Below are 19,688 nucleotides of genomic sequence, written 5' to 3'. Positions count from 1 at the left end.
CTCAGCTAGCTCGCTAGCTGCGCATGCTCATCCGCATCCAGCAGCGCTTTATCGGTCTGCTGCATCATCTGGCTGGTAATCGCCCCGGCCGTAATCGACCCGCTGACGTTCAGCGCCGTACGGCCCATGTCGATCAGCGGCTCAACCGAAATCAGCAACGCCACCAGTGACACCGGCAAGCCCATGGCCGGCAGCACGATCAGCGCGGCAAACGTCGCGCCGCCACCCACGCCCGCCACACCGGCCGAACTCAGGGTCACAATCGCCACCAATGTCGCGATCCACAATGGGTCCAACGGGTTGATGCCCACGGTCGGCGCAACCATCACCGCCAACATCGCCGGGTACAGACCGGCACAGCCGTTCTGGCCTATGGTCGCGCCGAACGAAGCGGCGAAACTGGCGATGGATTGCGGAATGCCCAAACGACGGGTCTGCGCTTCGATGCTCAGCGGAATGCTCGCGGCGCTGGAGCGGCTGGTGAAGGCAAAGGTCAGCACCGGCCAGATTTTGCGGAAGAAGCGCAGCGGGTTGATCCCGGCCGCCGACACCAGCAGACCGTGGACCACGAACATCAGGCCCAGGCCGATGTAGGACACCACCACAAAACTGCCGAGCTTGATGATGTCTTGCAGGTTGGAACCGGCGACCACTTTGGTCATCAGCGCCAGCACGCCGTACGGGGTCAGTTTCATCACCAGGCGCACCAGGCGCATCACCCAGGCTTGCAGGGTGTCGATGGCGTTGATCACTTTCTGACCTTTTTCGACGTCATCTTTCAGCAGTTGCAGCGCGGCGACTCCGAGGAACGCAGCGAAGATCACCACGCTGATGATCGAGGTCGGCTTGGCCCGGGCCAGGTCGGCGAACGGGTTCTGCGGGATGAACGACAGCAGCAACTGCGGCACATTCAGGTCCGCCACCTTGCCGGCGTAGTCGGTCTGGATCGTTTGCAGGCGCGCCATTTCCTGGGTGCCGGCGACCAGGCCTTCGGCGGTCAGGCCGAACAGGTTGGTCAGGCCGATGCCGATCAGCGCCGCGATGGCGGTGGTGAACAGCAGCGTGCCGATGGTCAGGAAGCTGATCTTGCCCAACGACGAAGCGTTGTGCAGACGGGCCACGGCACTGAGGATCGAGGCGAACACCAGCGGGATCACGATCATTTGCAGCAACTGCACGTAACCGTTGCCGACCAGATCGAACCAGCTGATCGAGGCTTTCAGCACCGGGTTGCCGGCGCCGTAAATCGTGTGCAAGGCCACGCCAAACGCCACGCCCAAGGCCAGTGCGAGCAGGACCTTCTTGGCTAAGCTCCAAGAGGTGTGACGGGTTTGCGCCAGGCCCAAGAGCAGGGCGAGGAACACCAGCAGATTGAGAATCAGCGGCAGATTCATAGAGACTCCATAGACTTGTGCCAGCCACCTTCGTGTGTGACTGCGAACCGGCAAGCCTAACAGCTTGATATCTAATGAATTAATACCAAAAACCGAGGCGGACTGTCGTTTTTGGAATAAGCCGGTGTCGCTGTCAGGGATGCAACTGGCGCGAAGGGGACGCAAGCGGTCGCGGGCAGGCGGGAACTGTCACACTTTTTTGTTAGCGTCGATGTCTTTGAATCTGGGTCTCTACAAGGAAGCATGCCGATGAAATTCGCACCGAAAATGCTGGCTGCCGCACTGGGTTTAGGGTTGGGCCTCGCCCTCGCCAGCCAGGCGTTCGCCACGGATTTGAAACACTGGCCAGCCGATCAGGCCAAGGCGCTGGACGCGATGATCGCGGCCAATGCCAACAAGGGTAACTTCGCGGTGTTCGACATGGACAACACCAGTTACCGCTACGACCTCGAAGAGTCGTTGCTGCCGTTCATGGAAAACAAGGGCCTGATCACCCGCGAAACCCTCGATCCCTCCCTGAAACTGATCCCGTTCAAGGACACCGCCGACCACAAGGAAAGCCTGTTCAGCTATTACTACCGCCTCTGCGAAATCGACGACATGGTTTGCTACCCATGGGTCGCGCAGGTGTTCTCCGGCTTCACCCTGCAAGAACTCAAGGGCTATGTCGATGAGCTGATGGCGTCCGGCAAACCAGTGCCGAGCACGTATTACGACGGCGATGTGGTCAAGACCATCGACGTCCAGCCGCCGAAAGTCTTCACCGGCCAGGCCGAGCTGTACAACAAGCTGATGGAGAACGGTATCGAGGTCTACGTCATGACCGCCGCCTCCGAAGAACTGGTGCGCATGGTCGCGGCCGATCCGAAGTACGGCTACAACGTCAAACCGCAGAACGTGATCGGCGTGACCACGCTGCTCAAGGACCGCAAGACCGGCGAGCTGACGACCGCGCGCAAACAGATCAGCGCCGGCAAGTATGACGAGAAGGCCAACCTCGGCCTGGAACTGACCCCGTACCTGTGGACCCCGGCGACCTGGATGGCCGGCAAGCAAGCGGCGATCCTGACTTACATCGATGAATGGAAAAAACCGGTGCTGGTGGGCGGCGATACCCCGAGCAGCGACGGCTACATGCTGTTCCACAGCGTCGACGTGGCCAAGGGCGGCATTCATTTGTGGGTCAACCGCAAAGACAAATACATGACCCAGATTAACGGCATGATGGCCAAGCACGCCGCGGCCCAGGCCAAGGAAGGGTTGCCGGTGACGGCGGACAAGAATTGGGTGATCGTGAAACCGGAAGAGATTCAGTAAGACCCGGCGCTCGATTCCACCGTGATGATCGTTCCCACGCTCCTGCGTGGGAATGCAGCCCGTGACGCTCCGCGTCACTGGACGCGGAGCGTCCCTTGAGGCATTCCCACGCGGGAGCGTGGGAACGAACAAGCGGCGAGCTGCAAGCCGCAAGTAAGAACCGCTTTGCTCTTTCTTGCCGCTTGTAGCTCATTGCTTGTAACTGCTTTAGATCCCGTCGAGCATCGCCTTGTTACGCACGGCACCCTTGTCGGCGCTGGTGGCGAGCAGGGCGTAGGCTTTGAGTGCGGTGGTCACCTTGCGTGGACGTTTTTCCACCGGTTTCCAGCCTTTCTGATCCTGCTCGACCCGGCGTGCCGCCAGTTCTTCATCGCTGATCAACAGGTTGATCGAGCGGTTTGGAATGTCGATCAGTACCTTGTCGCCATCCTGCACCAGGCCAATTGCGCCGCCGGCAGCGGCTTCTGGCGAAGCGTGGCCGATGGACAGGCCCGAGGTGCCGCCGGAGAAGCGACCGTCGGTGAGCAAGGCGCAAGCTTTGCCCAGGCCTTTGGATTTCAGGTAGGACGTCGGGTACAGCATTTCCTGCATGCCCGGGCCGCCTTTCGGGCCTTCGTAGCGAATGATCACGATATCGCCGGCCTTCACTTCGTCCGCAAGGATGCCGCGCACGGCGCTGTCCTGGCTTTCAAAGATCTTCGCGTTGCCTTCGAACACATGGATCGACTCGTCGACGCCAGCGGTTTTCACCACGCAACCGTCGAGGGCGATGTTGCCGTACAGAACGGCCAGGCCACCTTCTTGCGAATAAGCGTGCTCGACACTGCGGATGCAGCCGTTTTCACGGTCGTCGTCCAGGGTTTCCCAACGGGTCGACTGGCTGAACGCGGTTTGCGTCGGGATGCCCGCAGGACCGGCCTTGAAGAAGTGATGCACGGCCTCGTCGGTGGTCTGGGTGATGTCCCACTTGGCAATGCCTTCGGCCATGGACTTGCTGTGCACGGTCGGCAGCTCGGTGTGCAGCAGGCCGCCACGGGCCAGCGAGCCGAGGATGCTGAAGATCCCGCCGGCACGGTGCACGTCTTCCATGTGGTACTTCTGGATGTTCGGCGCGACTTTGCACAGTTGCGGTACGTGGCGGGAGAGGCGGTCGATGTCCTTCAGGTCGAAGTCGATCTCGGCTTCCTGGGCGGCGGCCAGCAAGTGCAGGATGGTGTTGGTGGAACCGCCCATGGCGATGTCCAGGGTCATGGCGTTTTCGAACGCCTTGAAGTTGGCGATGTTGCGCGGCAACACCGACTCATCGTTGTCGCCGTAGTAACGCTTGCACAGGTCGACGATGGTGCGGCCAGCCTGCAGGAACAGCTGTTCGCGGTCGCTGTGGGTCGCGAGGGTCGAACCGTTGCCCGGCAAGGCCAGGCCCAGGGCTTCGACCAGGCAGTTCATCGAGTTGGCGGTGAACATGCCGGAGCACGAACCGCACGTCGGGCAGGCGCTGCGCTCGTACTCAGCGACTTTCTCGTCAGAAGCGCTGGAGTCGGCGGCGATCACCATGGCATCGACCAGGTCGAGGCCGTGGCTGGCCAGTTTGGTCTTGCCGGCTTCCATCGGGCCGCCGGACACGAAGATCACCGGGATGTTCAGGCGCAAAGCGGCCATCAGCATGCCTGGGGTGATCTTGTCGCAGTTGGAGATGCAGACGATGGCGTCGGCGCAGTGGGCGTTGACCATGTATTCGACGGAGTCGGCGATGATCTCGCGGCTCGGCAGCGAATAGAGCATGCCGTCGTGGCCCATGGCGATGCCGTCATCCACAGCGATGGTGTTGAATTCTTTGGCAACGCCACCGGCCCGTTCGATCTCGCGGGCGACCAGTTGGCCCAGGTCCTTGAGGTGGACGTGGCCCGGTACGAACTGGGTGAAGGAGTTGGCAATGGCGATGATCGGCTTCTTGAAGTCGTCATCTTTCATCCCCGTGGCGCGCCACAGTGCGCGGGCACCGGCCATGTTGCGGCCGTGGGTGGATGTTTTCGAGCGGTAATCAGGCATGGAGCACTCCGGGCGGCTAATCAGGTATCAAAGGGGAGTGAGCTTCTATTGACGTCTGGAACACTCAGAAATGGCCGTGTGTCCGGAAGTTGCCGATGACTTTGCGGGATCGCCGCTTGCCTCAGCCTGAGCTCATAAACCCGCCGGGGGATGAATGGCGATGAATCTCGCGATTCTACACCGCTGGCGTCAGGAGGGAATGGCTCAAAGTGTTGATCCAGCCCTGACGCCGTGTGCGGGATGACCATCGGTAAGGTGAACAAGCCTCCCGTGGGGATATCAGCACACGGGACGCTTGGCTAAACTGCCGCCCTTCGCGTAATCGCACCAAAAGGAATTGGCATGCCGCTGTTCAATCGCTCGTTGTGGTTTTACCTGCTCGTCGGTCTGTGCCAGGGGGTGGTTTTCTGGCAGATCGAGTCATTTGGTTCACGCGGCGTGCTGGCGGCGAGCCTGACGCTGGTCGTGGTCGGGGGGCTGGTCCTGCAACTGCTCGGCCCAAAACTCAAGGACCGCCGGGTTTTGGCCCTGACGCTGGGCTTTTGCCTGTTGATGATGGCAATCAGTTCCTGGGTCCAACAGACCGGCCTCGATAACGGCAATCGTTGGTTGATGGAGAATTGGCTGTTAACCGGTGTGCCGTTGAGCTATGTGGTGTGTGCGTTTCTCGCCAGTTGGCCCTCGGGCACCGGCCGGCGCTGGGACTATGCTGATCTGTACCACAGCGCCTGGAGCCATGTGTTCGTGGTGTTTTTTGCACTGATGCTGACGGGCGTGTTCAGCCTGTTGCTGCTGCTCTGGAGCAAGTTGTTCCTCATGCTGGGCATCGATTTTTTTGCCGAGCAGTTCTCCTCCCGGGTCTTTATCTGCCTCAGCCTGTCGGTTGTCTTCTCCCTGGCCATGCGCCTGGGCCTGCACAACGAAAGAGTCATCGGCATGTTGCGGGGCGTCTTGTTGGCGGCCTGTCATTTCCTGTTGCCGTTGATCACCCTGATCACCGTCCTGTTTACCGTGACATTGCCCTTTACCGGCGTGCAAAAGATCTGGGACACCGGCTACTCGACCCCGATTCTGTTGTGCCTGGTGGGGACGTACCTGTTTTTGCTCAACGGGGTGTTCCAGGACGGGCGCCAGGCCAAGCCTTATCCGGCGTGGCTGATGCGCTGTGTCGAGGCGGGTTTGCTGTGCTTGCCGGTGCTGGTGGCGTTGTCCGGGTATTCCAGCTGGCTGCGTGTCGAGCAATACGGCTTGTCGCCCCGGCGTTTTATGGGGCTGTTGCTGGTCGCGATCTTCGCGGCGTACAGCCTGGCGGCGATGTTGGCCGTGGTGCAACGCAATGCCTTGTGGCTCAACGGGCTGCGGCGCAGCAACCCGGCCCTGGCCTTGGCGGTATGCCTGCTATTGGTGCTGATTAATACACCCTGGTTCAACGGCCAATCCTTCAGCGCACGGGATCAGGTGCACCGCTTGCTGGATGGCCGCACGTCGGTGCTGACGTTCGATAGCAATTACCTGCGCAATGGTTTGGGTACGGCCGGTCGGCAGCAGTTCGAGGCGTTGTCCGAACGGGTTGAACGCGATGAGGTGCTCGATGCGCCTTCGCGAGAGGTGCTGCGCGCCCAGATCAAACGCACGCCCGGTGAATCCACGGTTGAGCCCCGGCCCTATACACCGAGCCCGGTGAACCTGAAATGGATCGGCCCGAAAGTGGACGGCAGCGAGCAATTCATCAGCCTCAACAGTCGCCAGCTTCAGTGCCAGGATGCTGGTTGCGTGATGTGGGGCGTCGACCTTGATGGCGATGGCCAGGCTGAAGTGGTGCAATTCAACCAGCAGCCGTGGGACCACCGGGCGTTGCTCTACAAACGTGCCGCTGACGGCGAGTGGCAATACGTCACCGTGCTGCTGGGCGCCAATCTCTCGCCGCAGAACCTGAATCGGCTGCGCGCCGGTGACGTCAAGATCATCGAGCCGCGCTTCAAGAGCGTGCAAATAGGCGACCTCACATTGGCCCCCGAACCTGAGGAGCAATGACTTCCACTGGCTTCAGGCCTCACTCAAGGCCGGGCTGCGCAGGCGGAGATGGCTGCACACCACCAGCCCGATGCTGCTCAGGACGATGAAGGCGAGTGCCAGCGTCAGTTGCAATTCGAAGGGACTCAGGCTGATCAGGGCGCTGATCAGGCCGCCCGAGACGAAGATCAGGGAACTGCCGGCTGACGCCGAGGTGCCGGCCATTTCCGGAAAAACGTCCATCGCCATCGAAGTGGCGACTGGCCGGGCGATGGTGGTGCCGGCGGTGCAGATGATCATCGGGACCAGTACGGTGAAGGTCGACAACCCCAGCCACGCTGAAAGCACCAGCATCACCAGGCCCGAAAAGAGGATCAGGCCCAGGCCCACGACGATCTGCGTAGTGGGTGCGATCCGGCCGCCGAGAAACCGGGCGACGATGCCGCCGATGATGTAGGCCAGGCCATAGAGCAGCAGGATCAGCGAAAATTCGTAGGGCGTGAGGTGCAACTGCTCCATGAAAATCAGCGGCGAAATGACGATGAAGGAAAAGTGGCAGGCAAAGGCGATTGAGGAGATCAGCCAATACCCCATGAACCCGGCATCGCGATAGACCAGGCGGTATGACTGGGCGATGCTGCGCCGTATGACGTTGGCGGGACGCTGGTTTTCAAGAAACAGGCAGGCTTTCAGAAACACCGCGCCGGCCAGGACGATGAAGATCACAAAGCTGCCGGGCCAGTCCATGGCTTGTTGCAGCAGGGTCCCGGCCAGAGGCGAAATGGAAATGCAGATGCCGCTGGCGGTCACCAACAGTATCCGTAAGCGATCCCGATCCTTGCCTTCGAACAGGTCTTGCACCAGGGCTTGCGTGAGCACGAAGCAGCCGCAGCCGACAGCCTGGACCACACGGAACAGCAGGAACCAGGAATACTCGGTGGAAAGCATGCAACCCGCCGCGCCGATGATCGCAACGGCCATTCCGGACAGCAGCAGGCCTTTGCGCCCAATGATGTCCGACAACGGCCCGATCAGCAGTTGAGACAGGGAGATACCGACGGCGAACAGGCTGATGGATAACGCAATGTCGGTCGGGGTGGTCTGAAAGTGTTGGGCCAGTGCCGGAAACGACGGCAACAGAACATCCAGCGGAAAGACCCCGAGCACCACCATGGTCATTAACAGGATGACGGCGGCACGTCGTTTATCAGCAGGTTTTCCTTCATCCATCCACGAGCCCTGCCTGTGCGAAAAGTTGCTGGTTGGCGCGCAGGTCGAAGAACCCTGCGCTGTGTAAGGCCTGGAGCGTGGCGCCGGCCCCCGAGCGAGCCCGCAGCACGGTGGCTTGCTCGCCCGTCAGCCCATCGAGAATGTCTGCGATAACGGCATTGTTCAGACCCACGCTGTGCAGGCTTGCCTTCAGCCATCGCTCATCGACTTCAAAGAACAACAGAATGATGTCCACCAGCAGTTTGGCGGTGAACGTGCGTTGACTGCTGTTCAGGGTCAGCCACAGGTAGTGGAACACTTCTGAAAAATAGCGACTGTGGCGCGCCTCGTCCGTCAGGTGATCCCTGAGCATTTCCTGGACGCTGGAGACCAGTGCATCACGGCAAACTTCGAGCAGTTCCCGGGCGATGATCGTCTCTGACACGAAGCCGACCATAAACCAGGCCAGTGCCTTGTGCCGGTCCGGGGCCTGGTCCAGCAGGGCATTGAGCCGGTATATCCGCCGTGGCATCGCTGGCCGCTGGGTGATGCCGTAATGACCGGCAACCTGCTCGGCGAGGCTGTTGGAGAACAACGCGTGAAAACCTTCATCGGTGTAGAGCTGCAAGGCCGCGGTTTTCATGCGCGGCGGGATGCTCACATCCAGTTCGCCGTGGACGATGGTTTCTACGGCGCGGTTGACGATGCGATGTTCGAGCAGGGTGGTGTAGTCGAGGAAATACACCAGGTGGTTGGCCGATAAGCGATGGATGACCGATTGGCCCGCGGCTTCGATGCTCGGGTGACTGAGGTAGGGTAGAAAGGCTGGCGGAAACCAGTGACGGGTTTCCAGTTGCTGCTTCAGGTCCGGCGGCAAGAGGTAGGTGTGCTCGCTGGCGCGCACCGAGGCTCGGGTATCCCATTCGCCAAGGGTGAAACGCCGGGCCCAGAATTCCGGGACAGAGGAGGCACCGGTCATTGTTGCGGGCCCTCGTTCAACAACGCTTTCAACTCCTTGCACATCGCCTGGCCATCGCTCTGGCCGCAACCGACAAAAAACAACGGTTGTTCCGCGCTGTCTTCAAGTCCCAGCAGTGTTTCCACCTGATCGTCCGTCAGTGCCCCCGTCAGCCAGGTATTCAGGCCCAGTGCAGTCGCCACCAGTTGGAACGTCTGGGAAATATGACCGGCCTCGACGTAGGCCATTCGGTAGGCCCGGGAGTGTTGGTATTTCCACCACAGTTTGTCGAAGCGCGCACTGATGAACAGGCCCACGGGCAAGTTGTTGATGAAGTGTTGCCCGCACAGCAACTGACCCAGCGGCGAGCCGGGCAACGGGTTGATAAAGCTGAGCGCGTGATCAGCCGGATGGTAGGCGTAGAGCCCGGGCTCCAGGCCTGTGACGTTCTGCGCCAGAAGAAACCCTTCACAGGCATTCAAGCCTCCCCCCGAAGGGCTGCTGCGGCGGGCGGCCAGGCCTTCGGCGATCGTTTCATCGACGTCGTCTTCGCGCTCTTTAAGGTAGCCGAGGGACAAATACAGCAGGTTACTGATATCGCCGAGAGAAACCGCTTCACCGGTGAACGAGCGACAGGTCTTGCGGCGGACCAGGGCATCGCCGAGACTCTCGGCCGGCAACCCGGAAGGCGCGGGCAGGGCAATCATCCCGGTGGCCGCACGGTGCGCGAGATCGGCGTCGGGTGCGCCGCAGGTCAATACTTCGGTGCAATGGTCCAGATAGTGTCTCGACCATTCATTAATATTCTGCGGTATGTGTTGGCAAGGTATGTTCTTGGTGCCGATATGAAAGATCTTTGATAGTTCATCCCAGCCCCAGTCTTGAGGCACTTCTATTGAAGTTGTCAGTATTCCTGTGTTCAAGAATTGAGTGTCGATTATATTGGCGCTGTCGAATACTTCTGGATTGTCGATAAGTTGTGCAAGCCGGATTGAGTAATCCAGGTTTAGTTCGAATTGCTTGTGGTTTCTGTAATCCCAGGCTATTTGCCCGGGTGTGCGAGGCAGTATGAATAGATGAGGGTTTATCTGCATGACGGGCGCTTCACTCTGGGCTGGGCCATGGAAAACGCTGGGTAAGCCGGCACTCCCCAGCGTCTTGTCTACTTAACGGGCTTTAGGGGCAACCAGAAAAGCCAGGTTAGCGATTTTGTTGGTTTCCAGAGTAACTGCTTTCATGTTTTTAACTCCTTGTAAGTGATAGTGAGTGCCACCGCTTGGTGACAACTCAATCATAGTTTGTAATGAGTTCTTATCAAGGGGTAAAACGGTAGGAAATATCCAGTAATTTTGTGGGAGCGATCTTTAGGTTGAAGGGTGCTTGTAAGTCTTATTCTTTAGAATAAAAGATGCAGGGAAACTTCCTGCACGTCTGTAGGACGGCAAGTGTAAGAAATAGAAGGATTCAGTGGGGGTAGAACGCAAACGGGGAGCCTGCTGACTCCCCGTCAAACCCGCGTAATCAGCTGTTTGGCAGCAGGCGGCAGGTGATGCTCTTGATGTAGCGGGTCTCGGCGATGGCCGGATGTACCGGATGATCCGGGCCCTGACCGCCACGTTCCAGCATCTGGATGTTGCGATCCAGGTGACGGGCGCTGGTCAGCAGGATGTTCTGCAGGTCATCTTCCGGCAGGTGCATGGAGCACGAAGCACTGATGAGGATGCCGTCCTTGCTGAGCAGGCGCATGGCTTGCTCGTTCAGGCGACGGTAAGCGCCTTCACCGTTCTTCATGTCTTTCTTGCGTTTGATGAACGCCGGCGGGTCGGCCACGATCACGTCGAAACGCTCTTCGCTGGCTTTCAGCTCTTTCAGGGCTTCGAAGACATCGCCTTCGACGCAGGTCATTTTCTCGGCGACGCCGTTCAGTGCGGCGTTGCGCTCGACGCCGTCGAGGGCGAAGGCCGACGAGTCGACGCAGAACACTTCACTGGCGCCGAACGCGGCCGCTTGCACGCCCCAGCCGCCGATGTAGCTGTACAGGTCCAGCACGCGTTTGCCTTTGGCATACGGCGCCAGGCGTGCGCGGTTCATGCGGTGGTCGTAGAACCAGCCGGTTTTCTGGCCCTGGATGACCGGCGCTTCGAATTTCACGCCGTTCTCTTCCAGCGCCACCCACTCCGGCACCAGGCCGAACACGGTTTCGACGTAGCGGTTGAGGCCTTCGGCGTCGCGAGCGGCGGAATCGTTCTTGAACAGAATCCCGCTTGGCTTGAGCACTTGGGTCAGCGCCGCGATCACGTCATCTTTATGGGCTTCCATGGTCGCCGAAGCGATCTGCACGACCAGGATGTCGCCGAAACGGTCGACCACCAGGCCTGGCAACAGGTCGGAATCACCGTAGACCAGGCGATAGAACGGCTTGTCGAACAGGCGATCGCGCAGGGACAGGGCGACGTTCAGGCGATGCACCAGCAGCGATTTGTCCAGCGGCAACTTGATGTCGCGCGACAGCAGGCGGGCGCAGATCAGGTTGTTCGGGCTCATGGCGACGATGCCCAGCGGCTTGCCGCCGGCGGCTTCGAGGATCGCCTGGTCACCGGCCTTGAAGCCGTGCAACGGGGTGGCGGCCACGTCGATTTCGTTGCTGTAGACCCACAAGTGGCCGTTTCGCAGGCGTCGGTCGGCGTTGGCTTTGAGGCGCAGGCTAGGCAGGGACATGACGTCGCTCCGGAAAAAAGAGCGGGAGTATAGCGTGTTGCGCCTAAGGTTAGGTCTGCGAGTAGACCTGTGGCGAGGGGGCTTGTCGGAATGCCGCATCACCCCGTTCGGCTGCGAAGCAGTCGTTGCTTTTTGGGCCGGCTCCGCCGTCCAACGGGGGCAAGCCCCCTCGCCACAGGAAGCCGCCTGAGCTTGGGCACTCGATGAAATTTTCGTCGATCTGCCGGCCAGTGTGTCGGATCCAACTTTATAAGGGTTAGAATCGCCGCCTGTCCCAGAGTGTGTACTTATGTCCCAAGAGCTGAGTTCCGAACAGATTCAACAGTCCCTGCAAGGCATCAGCGTGCCGGCCCAGCCGCAGATCATGGTGGATCTGCAGATGGAGCAGTACATGCCCGACCCAGACCTGGAAGTGATCGCGAAGCTGATTTCCCAGGACCCGGGCCTCTCCGGGGCGCTGCTGAAAATCGTCAACTCGCCGTATTACGGCTTGAGTAACAAGATCGCCTCGATCCAGCGTGCGGTGAACCTGCTGGGCAGCCGCTCGATCATCAACCTGATCAATGCGCAGTCGATCAAGGGCGAGATGAACGACGACACGATCGTCACCCTGAACCGGTTCTGGGACACGGCTCAGGATGTGGCGATGACCTGCCTGACCCTGGCTAAGCGCATCGGCTCCCAGGCCGGCGACGAGGCGTATGCGCTGGGCCTGTTCCACGATTGCGGCGTGCCGCTGATGCTCAAGCGTTTCCCGGATTACATGAAGACCCTGGAACTGGCCTACGCCGACGCCAGCGCTGAAAACCGGGTCGTGGACACCGAAAACCGCGTGTTCAACACCAACCATGCGGTGGTCGGCTATTACACCGCCAAGTCCTGGCGTCTGCCGGAACACATCACCTCTGCCATCGCCAATCACCACAACGCCCTGGCGATCTTCACCGATGAGTCCTCGCGCAACACGCAGATGAAAAACCTGCTGTCGATCCTGAAAATGGCCGAGCACATTTGCGCGTCCTATCGGGTGTTGGGCAATCAGACCGAAGATCATGAGTGGAACAGCGTCGGGCCGTTGGTGCTCGATTATGTCGGCCTGTCGGATTACGATTTCGAGACCCTGAAACAAACGATCCGCGACCTGGGTAGCCACCACTGAAGATCAGCCATTGCCTGATCAATCGCGTCTGATTCGAGAGCACCATGCCTGAACTGCCGGAAGTTGAAACCACCCGCCGGGGCATCGCCCCGCACCTGGAAGGCCAGCGCGTCAGCCGGGTCATCGTGCGTGAGCGGCGCCTGCGCTGGCCGATTCCCGAAGACCTGGACGTGCGCCTGTCCGGCCAGCGCATCGTGCTGGTGGAGCGTCGCGCCAAGTACCTGTTGATCAATGCCGAAGTCGGGACGCTGATCAGCCACTTGGGCATGTCGGGCAACCTGCGGCTGGTGGAAGTCGGCTCGCCGGCGGCCAAGCATGAGCATGTGGACATCGAGCTGGAATCCGGCCTGGCCCTGCGCTACACCGACCCACGGCGGTTTGGCGCGATGCTCTGGAGCCTCGATCCGCTCAATCACGAATTGCTGATTCGCCTGGGGCCGGAGCCGTTGACCGACCTGTTCGACGGCGAGCGTCTGTTCCAGCAATCGCGCAACCGCTCGATGGCGGTCAAGCCGTTCATCATGGACAACGCGGTGGTGGTGGGGGTGGGCAATATCTATGCGACCGAAGCCTTGTTCGCCGCCGGCATCGACCCGCGCCGTGAAGCCAAGAGCATTTCCCGGGCGCGTTACCTGAAACTGGCGATCGAGATCAAACGCATCCTCGCCCACGCCATCGAACGGGGCGGCACTACGTTGCGCGACTTTATCGGCGGTGACGGCCAGCCGGGTTATTTCCAGCAGGAACTGTTCGTCTATGGCCGTGGCAGTGAGCCGTGCAAAGTCTGCGGCACGGAGTTGCGCAGTGTGATGCTGGGCCAGCGCGCCAGCGTCTTTTGCCCACGCTGCCAGAGCTGATACGCGCGACGGTCTATAGTCAGTGTTCTGACTGCCTAGCCGAAGGACCGTGCCATGAATTCGTTTCGAACCTTTGTCGTTGCCTTGCTGCTGAGCACCGGCCTGCCGGGGCTGGCGGCTGACAACGGCAGTGGCGACCCGCGCTACACCATCCAGAACCCACCGGCCTACGCCATGATCGGCGACTTGCTGATTGCCCGACCCTTGCTGGTCGCGGCGACGGTGATTGGTGCGGGGGTGTTTGTGGTGTCGTTGCCGTTTACCGCGCTGGGTGGCGGGGTGGGCGATGCGGGGCAGGCGTTGGTGGTCGATCCGGCGAAAGCCGCGTTTGTGCGGTGCCTGGGGTGTGTCGGGGAAGGGTTTGAGCAGCGGGAGTGAGCTTTAAAAGCTTCGCGGGCAAGCCTCGCTCCTACAGGGATCGCGCTAATTCATGATTGGCGCAAGACCTGTAGGAGCGAGGCTTGCCCGCGAAGGCGCCCTCATAGACGCCAAAGGAATCAAGCCTTGCCAGTAATGACCCGATACTTCGCCATCAACTGCTCTTCAGTCTCCGGATGTGCCTCGTCCAGCGGAATGCAATCCACCGGGCAGACCTGTTGGCACTGAGGCTCGTCGTAGTGGCCGACACATTGTGTGCACAGGTTCGGGTCGATCACGTAGATCTCTTCGCCCTGGGAAATGGCGGCGTTCGGGCACTCGGGTTCGCAGACGTCGCAGTTGATGCAATCGTCGGTGATGATCAGGGACATGCTAACTCCAGCCGGGGCGGCAGGCCCGGGCGCAATAAACCAATGCGCGCAATTGTGCCGCATTGGCGCCCGCAGTGCACGCGGGCGCCGCTTGAGCGGTCGTTACTTCTTGAAGCGCTCGGTGAGGGCGTCCGCCACCGCCGGGTGGACAAACTTGGTGATATCGCCGCCCAGGGCCGCGATTTCACGCACCAGCGTCGAGGAAATGAACGAATAACGTTCGGAAGGCGTAAGAAACAGGCTTTCCACATCCGGCGCCAATTGGCGGTTCATGTTGGCCAGCTGGAATTCGTATTCGAAGTCTGACACTGCGCGCAAGCCACGCAGGAACACATTGGCGTTCTTCTCTTTGGCAAAGTGCGCCAGCAGTGTCGAGAAGCCGACGACTTCCACGTTGGGCAGATGTTTAGTGACCTCGCGGGCCAGCTCCACACGCTGTTCCAGGGGAAACAACGGGTTTTTCTTCGGGCTGGCAGCGACGGCGATGATCACGTGATCGAACAGGCGCGCGGCGCGTTCGACCAGATCGCCATGGCCCTTGGTAATAGGGTCGAAGGTACCTGGGTACAACACTCGGTTCATCGCGTCGTCCTGGCGGGAGTCCGTTGGGGACTCGGATGGTATCGCAGCCTTCCCGGTCGGGAAAGTCGCCTGTTAGGTAAGAAAGCACTATAGACGATAGGAATAGTGTGGTTTTTCATGGGTTTTTCAGGCGTTCGGCTAAGGCTGTCGCCAGTTGCGCCGTCAATCCATACACCGACAATTGCGGGTTTGCGCCAATGCTGGTGGGGAACAGCGAGCCGTCGTGGATCGACAGATTACTCAGTTGGTGATGCCGGCCAAGGCTGTCGGTCACGGCATTCTTCGGGTCTTCGCCCATCGCGCAACCGCCCATCACATGGGCGCTGCCCAGGCGTGTGCGATACAGCTCAAGGCTCAAACCGTCGATCAGGCTGCGAGCCTCGGCGAGGGTTTTGACGTAACGCGCATCGGCGTGCATCGGCATGACCGCTTTGGCGCCGCCAGCGAACTGGATCTCGGCCATGCTGTGGAACGCCCGGCGTAAACCGTCCCAGGCGTAGGGCGAAACCTGATAATCGAGCACTGGCGTGCCGTCGCCGCGCAACTCGACACTGCCGCCGGGGCTGTCCGGGTGGAAACCGTCCCGCAGCAAGGCCAGCATGGCGTGGGTGTGGGGCAGGTTTTCCATGTGCTGGGAGTTTTCTTTACCAAAGCCGCCGAGCAAGGTCGCCGCCAACGCCGGTTGCAGCGGCGGCACTTCGAGTTTGTAAGACATTTTGCCGGTGGTGCCGTCCTGCCATTGGAAATGGTCGGAGTAGATCGACTGCGGTGCACCGTAGAACGGGTTGATCACCTCGTCGAACAGCCCGGCGGACATGTTCACCAGATGCAGGAAGGTGCGGGTGCCCAGGCGTTTATGCGGGTCTGGCGCATCGGAACGCAGCAGCAATGCCGGGCTGTTGATCCCGCCACCGGCTAGTATGTAATGCCGCGCCTTGACCGTGATGCGGCGACCGGTCGGCGCCACGCAACGCTCATCCATCGCCACGCAATTCAGGCCAGTGACCTTGCCATCCTTGATCGACAACTTTTCGGCGCGGGCCAGGTACAGCAGCTCGCCGCCCTTTTCCAGGGTCGCCGGAATGGTCGTCACCATCATCGATTGCTTGGCGTTGGTCGGGCAGCCCATGCCGCAATAGCCGAGGTTCCAGCAGCCGCGCACGTTGCGCGGGATCACGTGCCAGCTGTAGCCGAGTTGCTCGCAGCCTTTGCGGATCACGTCGTTGTTGGCATTGGGCGGAACCAGCCACGGGGCGACGCCGAGGCGTTGTTCCATTTTCTCGAACCACGGCGCCATCTCGGCCGGGCTGTGACCTTTGACGTTGTGTTCTTTGGCCCAGTGTTCGAGGGTCGGGTCCGGGGTGCGGAAGCTTGAGGTCCAGTTGATCAACGTGGTGCCGCCCACCGCCCGGCCCTGGAGAATGGTGATCGCGCCGTCCTTGCTCATGCGCCCGATGCCTTCCTGGTAGAGGCTGGCGTAGGCCTGGTCTTCAAGCATCTTGAAGTCGCTGCTGGTCTTGAGCGGGCCTTCTTCGATCAGCAACACCTTGTAGCCGGCGGCGCTAAGGATTTCCGCCGTGGTGCCGCCGCCGGCACCGCTGCCGATGATGGCCACGTCGGCTTCCAGGGTCAGGTCCTGGGTCAGTTGCGCGCCGTTGTAGGTTTTCCAGCCGCGGGCCAGGCCTTCGCGGAACGGATCGGGTACGGGCATGTTTGGGGTCTCTTCTTATTTTGGATTTGGTGGTGGGGCGACAGACGCCTTCGCGGGCAAGCCTCGCTCCTACAAGGGGAACGCGTGCCTTCGTAGGAGCGAGGCTTGCCCGCGAAGGGCGAGACACGGTCTTAAACGGTAGGCGGCCCGGGATAACCGCAATGCGCCCAGGACTCCGCCCGGCTGTACCACGCCATCATCACCAGTTGCAGCAACGAGCTATGCCCCATGCGCAGCAAGCTCAGCGAACTGTTTTCCCAGCGATCCAGGAAGTGCCGGATCTCATCGGCGGAAGCATTTTCCCAACTGCCCCAGATCCCGGTCAGCGGCCCACGGGTCACGGCCATGCCGAGCACATCGAATAATTGCCGGGTCAGTTTGAGCATTTCCGGCGACAGGTGATTGAGGCCGTTATCCAGGGTTTTCAGGGTGCCATCGACGGCGGCCGGCATGTTTGCGCTGACCACGGCGCCGTCGAGCATCACCGGGATCAGCGCGCGCAGAAACAGCAGGTCGCCGCTGCGCAGAATCGCGAAACCGTCAGCGGAAATACTGGAGGAGCAACCGCTGAGGCTGGCGCCCAATCCCGCCGTGGCGAGGAAGACGCTGGCGCCCAGACTGAATTTCAGCAGGCCGCGCCGTGACAGCGCGGGTGTAGCGGACAGGCTTGGGTTCATTATTGTTATTACCCGGCGGCGATGATTGTTAGCGGATAAACAGCTTCTGAATCAGTTTCTGGATGGCTTTGCCGTACGGCGGGTAAATCAGCTTCGCCGCGTTGAACCGCTGTTTGATCAGCACACCCTTGGCCTTGCTGAAGGTCAGGAAACCTTCGTGGCCGTGGTAATGGCCCATGCCCGAGGCACCGATGCCGCCGAACGGCATGTCGTCCTGGGCTACGTGCAGCAGCGTGTCGTTGAGGCAAACGCCGCCGGAATGGGTCTCGTGGAGCACGCGGTTTTGCTCGCGCTTGTCGTAGCCGAAGTAGTACAGCGCCAGCGGACGAGGCCGTTGATTGATGTAGGCAAACGCCTGGTCCAGATCGCTGTACGGCACGATCGGCAGCACCGGGCCGAAGATTTCATCCTGCATCACCGTCATGTCGTCGCTGACATTGAGCAGCAGGCTATGGCCCATCCGCCGGCCCTGGCCCTGGTCAAACAGCGGAATCAGCAGCGCACCCTTGCTGGTCGCGTCGCTGAGGTAGCCGTTAAGCCGCGCCAGTTGTCGGTCATTGATGATCGCGGTGTAGTCCGGGTTGTCAGCCAGGGTCGGATAAAACCCGCGAACCGCCTGGCGATAAGCTTCGACGAAGGAGCCGACGCGGTCTTCCGGCACCAGCACGTAGTCCGGGGCCACGCAGGTTTGCCCGGCGTTGAGGGTCTTGCCGAAGGCGATGCGCTCGGCGGCGTCCTTGAGCGGCACGTCCCGGGAGACGATGGCCGGGGACTTGCCGCCCAGCTCGAGGGTCACCGGGGTCAGGTTCTCCGCTGCCGCGCGCATCACGTGTTTGCCGATGCTGGTGGCGCCGGTAAACAGCAAATGATCGAAACGCAGGCGGGAGAACGCGACGCCGATATCCGCCTCGCCCAGTACCACGCAGACCAGATCTGTCGGAAAGATCCGTGCGAGCAATGCCTTGAGCAGCAAGCCCGTGGCGGGCGTGGACTCGCTGAGTTTGAGCATCACCCGATTACCCGCCGCCAACGCTCCCACCAGCGGGCCGATGGCCAGGTACAGCGGGTAGTTCCAGGGCACGATCACGCCGACCACGCCCAATGGCTGGTAAACGACTTTGGCTGAAGCGGGTTGAAAGGCGATGCCGACCTTGCGCCGCGACGGTTTCATCCAGCCTTTGAGGTGCTGGCTGGCGTAATGGATGCCGTGCAGGCTGGGCATCAGCTCGGCGAGCAGGGTTTCATCGGCGCTGCGGTGGCTGAAATCCTGGCTGATCGCATCGATCAGGGCTTGGCGTTCATTACTCAGCAGATCGCGCAATGCCTTGAGCCATTGCTGGCGCTGACCGGCGGTTGGCATCGGGTTGGCGGCGTAAGCGGCGCGCTGCGCATTGAACAAAGTCTGGAGCTCATCCAAAGGCTGCTGTAGGTTCTGCAGGTAGGCAATGTCGGCAGTCATCGTCGGCTCCGGATTTATTGTAATGAGGAACTTTTTAGAGTCTATGCTCTAGAAAGTCAAATGACTTCCTGATGCAGCATGGTTTTATCCACCACCGGATAGGCCGTAAGATGCTCCGTCACCGCACTCTGAATTAAAGCTCAAGCCATGGCCCCCAGGATCAAAACCAGCGAGCGCATCGTGCAGAACAGCCTGGAACTGTTCAATCAGCAGGGTGAGCGCAGCATCAGCACCAACCACATTGCAGCCCACATGGAAATTTCCCCGGGCAACCTGTACTACCACTTCCCCAACAAGCAGGCGATCATCGCCGTGTTGTTCAGTGAGTACGAAACCCTGGTGGACAGCTTCCTGCGCCCACCCCAGGGCCGCGCCGCCACGGTCGAAGACAAGCGCTACTACCTCAAGGAGCTGCTGTCGGCGATGTGGCGCTACCGCTTCCTGCACCGCGACCTCGAGCACTTGCTGGAAAGCGACCCGGACCTGGCTGCCCGTTACCGACGCTTTTCACAGCGCTGCGTGATTCAGGGCACCGCCATCTACGTCGGCTTCGTCGAGGCCGGCATCCTCAACATGGATCGCGTGCAGATCGAATCCCTGACCATCAATGCCTGGATCATTCTCACGTCCTGGGTGCGTTTCCTGTGCACCACGCGGGAAAACTCCAATCACCTGAGCGAACAGGCGATCAAGCGCGGCGTGTACCAGGTGCTGGTGCTGGAAGCGGGGTTTGTCACCGAGCAGGCGCGCGGCGAGGTGAATGCCCTGTTCGAAGAGTTTTACGTGCCGTTGGCCCAAGCCCTGGAAGAAGTGCAGTAGGATCAGACACCGACTTA

17 protein-coding genes are annotated in these 19,688 nt (G+C 60.6%); 6 read left to right on the top strand and 11 right to left on the bottom strand.

The features are described from left to right. Positions 1-5 precede the first annotated feature (5 nt). Entirely contained in the window at positions 6-1,394 is a 1,389-nt protein-coding gene (locus tag ACY4LX_RS31880) for an L-cystine transporter (RefSeq protein ID WP_463258764.1), read from the bottom strand. 249 nt (positions 1,395-1,643) lie between these two features. Between ACY4LX_RS31880 and ACY4LX_RS31875 the strand changes: the two genes are divergently transcribed. Then, positions 1,644-2,711, top strand: a complete 1,068-nt coding sequence (locus tag ACY4LX_RS31875) for an HAD family hydrolase (RefSeq protein ID WP_149660299.1) — start codon at positions 1,644-1,646, stop codon at positions 2,709-2,711. 207 nt (positions 2,712-2,918) lie between these two features. Here ACY4LX_RS31875 and ilvD read toward each other — a convergent pair whose 3' ends face one another. Continuing rightward, positions 2,919-4,760, bottom strand: a complete 1,842-nt coding sequence (gene ilvD, locus ACY4LX_RS31870) for a dihydroxy-acid dehydratase (RefSeq protein WP_149660300.1) — start codon at positions 4,758-4,760, stop codon at positions 2,919-2,921. Between the two features lie 342 nt (positions 4,761-5,102). Here ilvD and ACY4LX_RS31865 point away from each other — a divergent pair, with 342 nt between their 5' ends. Then, positions 5,103-6,794 (top strand): DUF4153 domain-containing protein, encoded by a 1,692-nt coding sequence (locus ACY4LX_RS31865; protein ID WP_463258763.1) that lies wholly within the window; start codon positions 5,103-5,105, stop codon positions 6,792-6,794. Positions 6,795-6,806: 12 nt separating this feature from the next. Here the strand turns inward: ACY4LX_RS31865 and ACY4LX_RS31860 are convergent, their stop codons facing one another. The 4 genes from ACY4LX_RS31860 to ACY4LX_RS31845 all read right to left on the bottom strand — a co-directional run bounded on the left by ACY4LX_RS31860 (position 6,807) and on the right by ACY4LX_RS31845 (position 11,658). Then, positions 6,807-8,003, bottom strand: a complete 1,197-nt coding sequence (locus ACY4LX_RS31860) for a multidrug effflux MFS transporter (protein ID WP_463258762.1) — start codon at positions 8,001-8,003, stop codon at positions 6,807-6,809. After that, the gene (locus ACY4LX_RS31855; RefSeq protein WP_463258761.1) at positions 7,996-8,961 is read right to left on the bottom strand and encodes a diiron oxygenase; all 966 of its coding nucleotides are present in this window, start codon (positions 8,959-8,961) and stop codon (positions 7,996-7,998) included. Before ACY4LX_RS31855 ends, ACY4LX_RS31860 begins: the two co-directional genes overlap by 8 nt. Further along, the gene (locus tag ACY4LX_RS31850) at positions 8,958-10,034 is read right to left on the bottom strand and encodes a SagB family peptide dehydrogenase (RefSeq protein ID WP_463258760.1); all 1,077 of its coding nucleotides are present in this window, start codon (positions 10,032-10,034) and stop codon (positions 8,958-8,960) included. Before ACY4LX_RS31850 ends, ACY4LX_RS31855 begins: the two co-directional genes overlap by 4 nt. Positions 10,035-10,461: 427 nt before the next feature. After that, positions 10,462-11,658, bottom strand: coding sequence for a class I SAM-dependent rRNA methyltransferase (locus tag ACY4LX_RS31845; protein WP_149660305.1), 1,197 nt, complete (start codon positions 11,656-11,658; stop codon positions 10,462-10,464). Positions 11,659-12,001: 343 nt separating this feature from the next. Here ACY4LX_RS31845 and ACY4LX_RS31840 point away from each other — a divergent pair, with 343 nt between their 5' ends. From ACY4LX_RS31840 to ACY4LX_RS31830, 3 genes are read left to right on the top strand one after another with little or no spacing between them, the layout of a single operon-like run. Further along, on the top strand, positions 12,002-12,817 hold the full coding sequence (locus tag ACY4LX_RS31840; RefSeq protein WP_178129187.1) for an HDOD domain-containing protein: 816 nt from the start codon (positions 12,002-12,004) through the stop codon (positions 12,815-12,817). Between the two features lie 44 nt (positions 12,818-12,861). Beyond that, a complete protein-coding gene (gene mutM, locus ACY4LX_RS31835) occupies positions 12,862-13,674 on the top strand; it encodes a bifunctional DNA-formamidopyrimidine glycosylase/DNA-(apurinic or apyrimidinic site) lyase (protein ID WP_133835564.1) in 813 nt (270 codons plus the stop codon). A gap of 54 nt (positions 13,675-13,728) precedes the next feature. After that, positions 13,729-14,052 (top strand): multidrug transporter, encoded by a 324-nt coding sequence (locus tag ACY4LX_RS31830; RefSeq protein WP_463258759.1) that lies wholly within the window; start codon positions 13,729-13,731, stop codon positions 14,050-14,052. Between the two features lie 119 nt (positions 14,053-14,171). Here the strand turns inward: ACY4LX_RS31830 and ACY4LX_RS31825 are convergent, their stop codons facing one another. From ACY4LX_RS31825 to ACY4LX_RS31805, 5 genes are all read right to left on the bottom strand, one after another. Then, the gene (locus ACY4LX_RS31825; RefSeq protein WP_048722619.1) at positions 14,172-14,423 is read right to left on the bottom strand and encodes a YfhL family 4Fe-4S dicluster ferredoxin; all 252 of its coding nucleotides are present in this window, start codon (positions 14,421-14,423) and stop codon (positions 14,172-14,174) included. Between the two features lie 102 nt (positions 14,424-14,525). Further along, positions 14,526-15,005 carry a pantetheine-phosphate adenylyltransferase gene (gene coaD / locus ACY4LX_RS31820; protein WP_007945531.1) on the bottom strand — a complete coding sequence of 160 codons (480 nt, stop codon included), beginning with the start codon at positions 15,003-15,005 and terminating at the stop codon, positions 14,526-14,528. 115 nt (positions 15,006-15,120) lie between these two features. Continuing rightward, positions 15,121-16,716 carry a GMC family oxidoreductase gene (locus tag ACY4LX_RS31815; protein WP_463258758.1) on the bottom strand — a complete coding sequence of 532 codons (1,596 nt, stop codon included), beginning with the start codon at positions 16,714-16,716 and terminating at the stop codon, positions 15,121-15,123. Positions 16,717-16,847: 131 nt separating this feature from the next. Continuing rightward, positions 16,848-17,393, bottom strand: coding sequence for a twin-arginine translocation pathway signal protein (locus ACY4LX_RS31810; RefSeq protein WP_463258757.1), 546 nt, complete (start codon positions 17,391-17,393; stop codon positions 16,848-16,850). Positions 17,394-17,421: 28 nt separating this feature from the next. Continuing rightward, the gene (locus ACY4LX_RS31805; RefSeq protein WP_463258756.1) at positions 17,422-18,852 is read right to left on the bottom strand and encodes a coniferyl aldehyde dehydrogenase; all 1,431 of its coding nucleotides are present in this window, start codon (positions 18,850-18,852) and stop codon (positions 17,422-17,424) included. 147 nt (positions 18,853-18,999) lie between these two features. Between ACY4LX_RS31805 and ACY4LX_RS31800 the strand changes: the two genes are divergently transcribed. Then, on the top strand, positions 19,000-19,671 hold the full coding sequence (locus tag ACY4LX_RS31800) for a TetR/AcrR family transcriptional regulator (RefSeq protein ID WP_133835569.1): 672 nt from the start codon (positions 19,000-19,002) through the stop codon (positions 19,669-19,671). The last annotated feature ends 17 nt before the right edge of the window (positions 19,672-19,688 follow it).

This window comes from Pseudomonas sp. Emmai (assembly GCF_055179735.1).
This window is presented reverse-complemented; position numbering and strand designations above follow the sequence as displayed.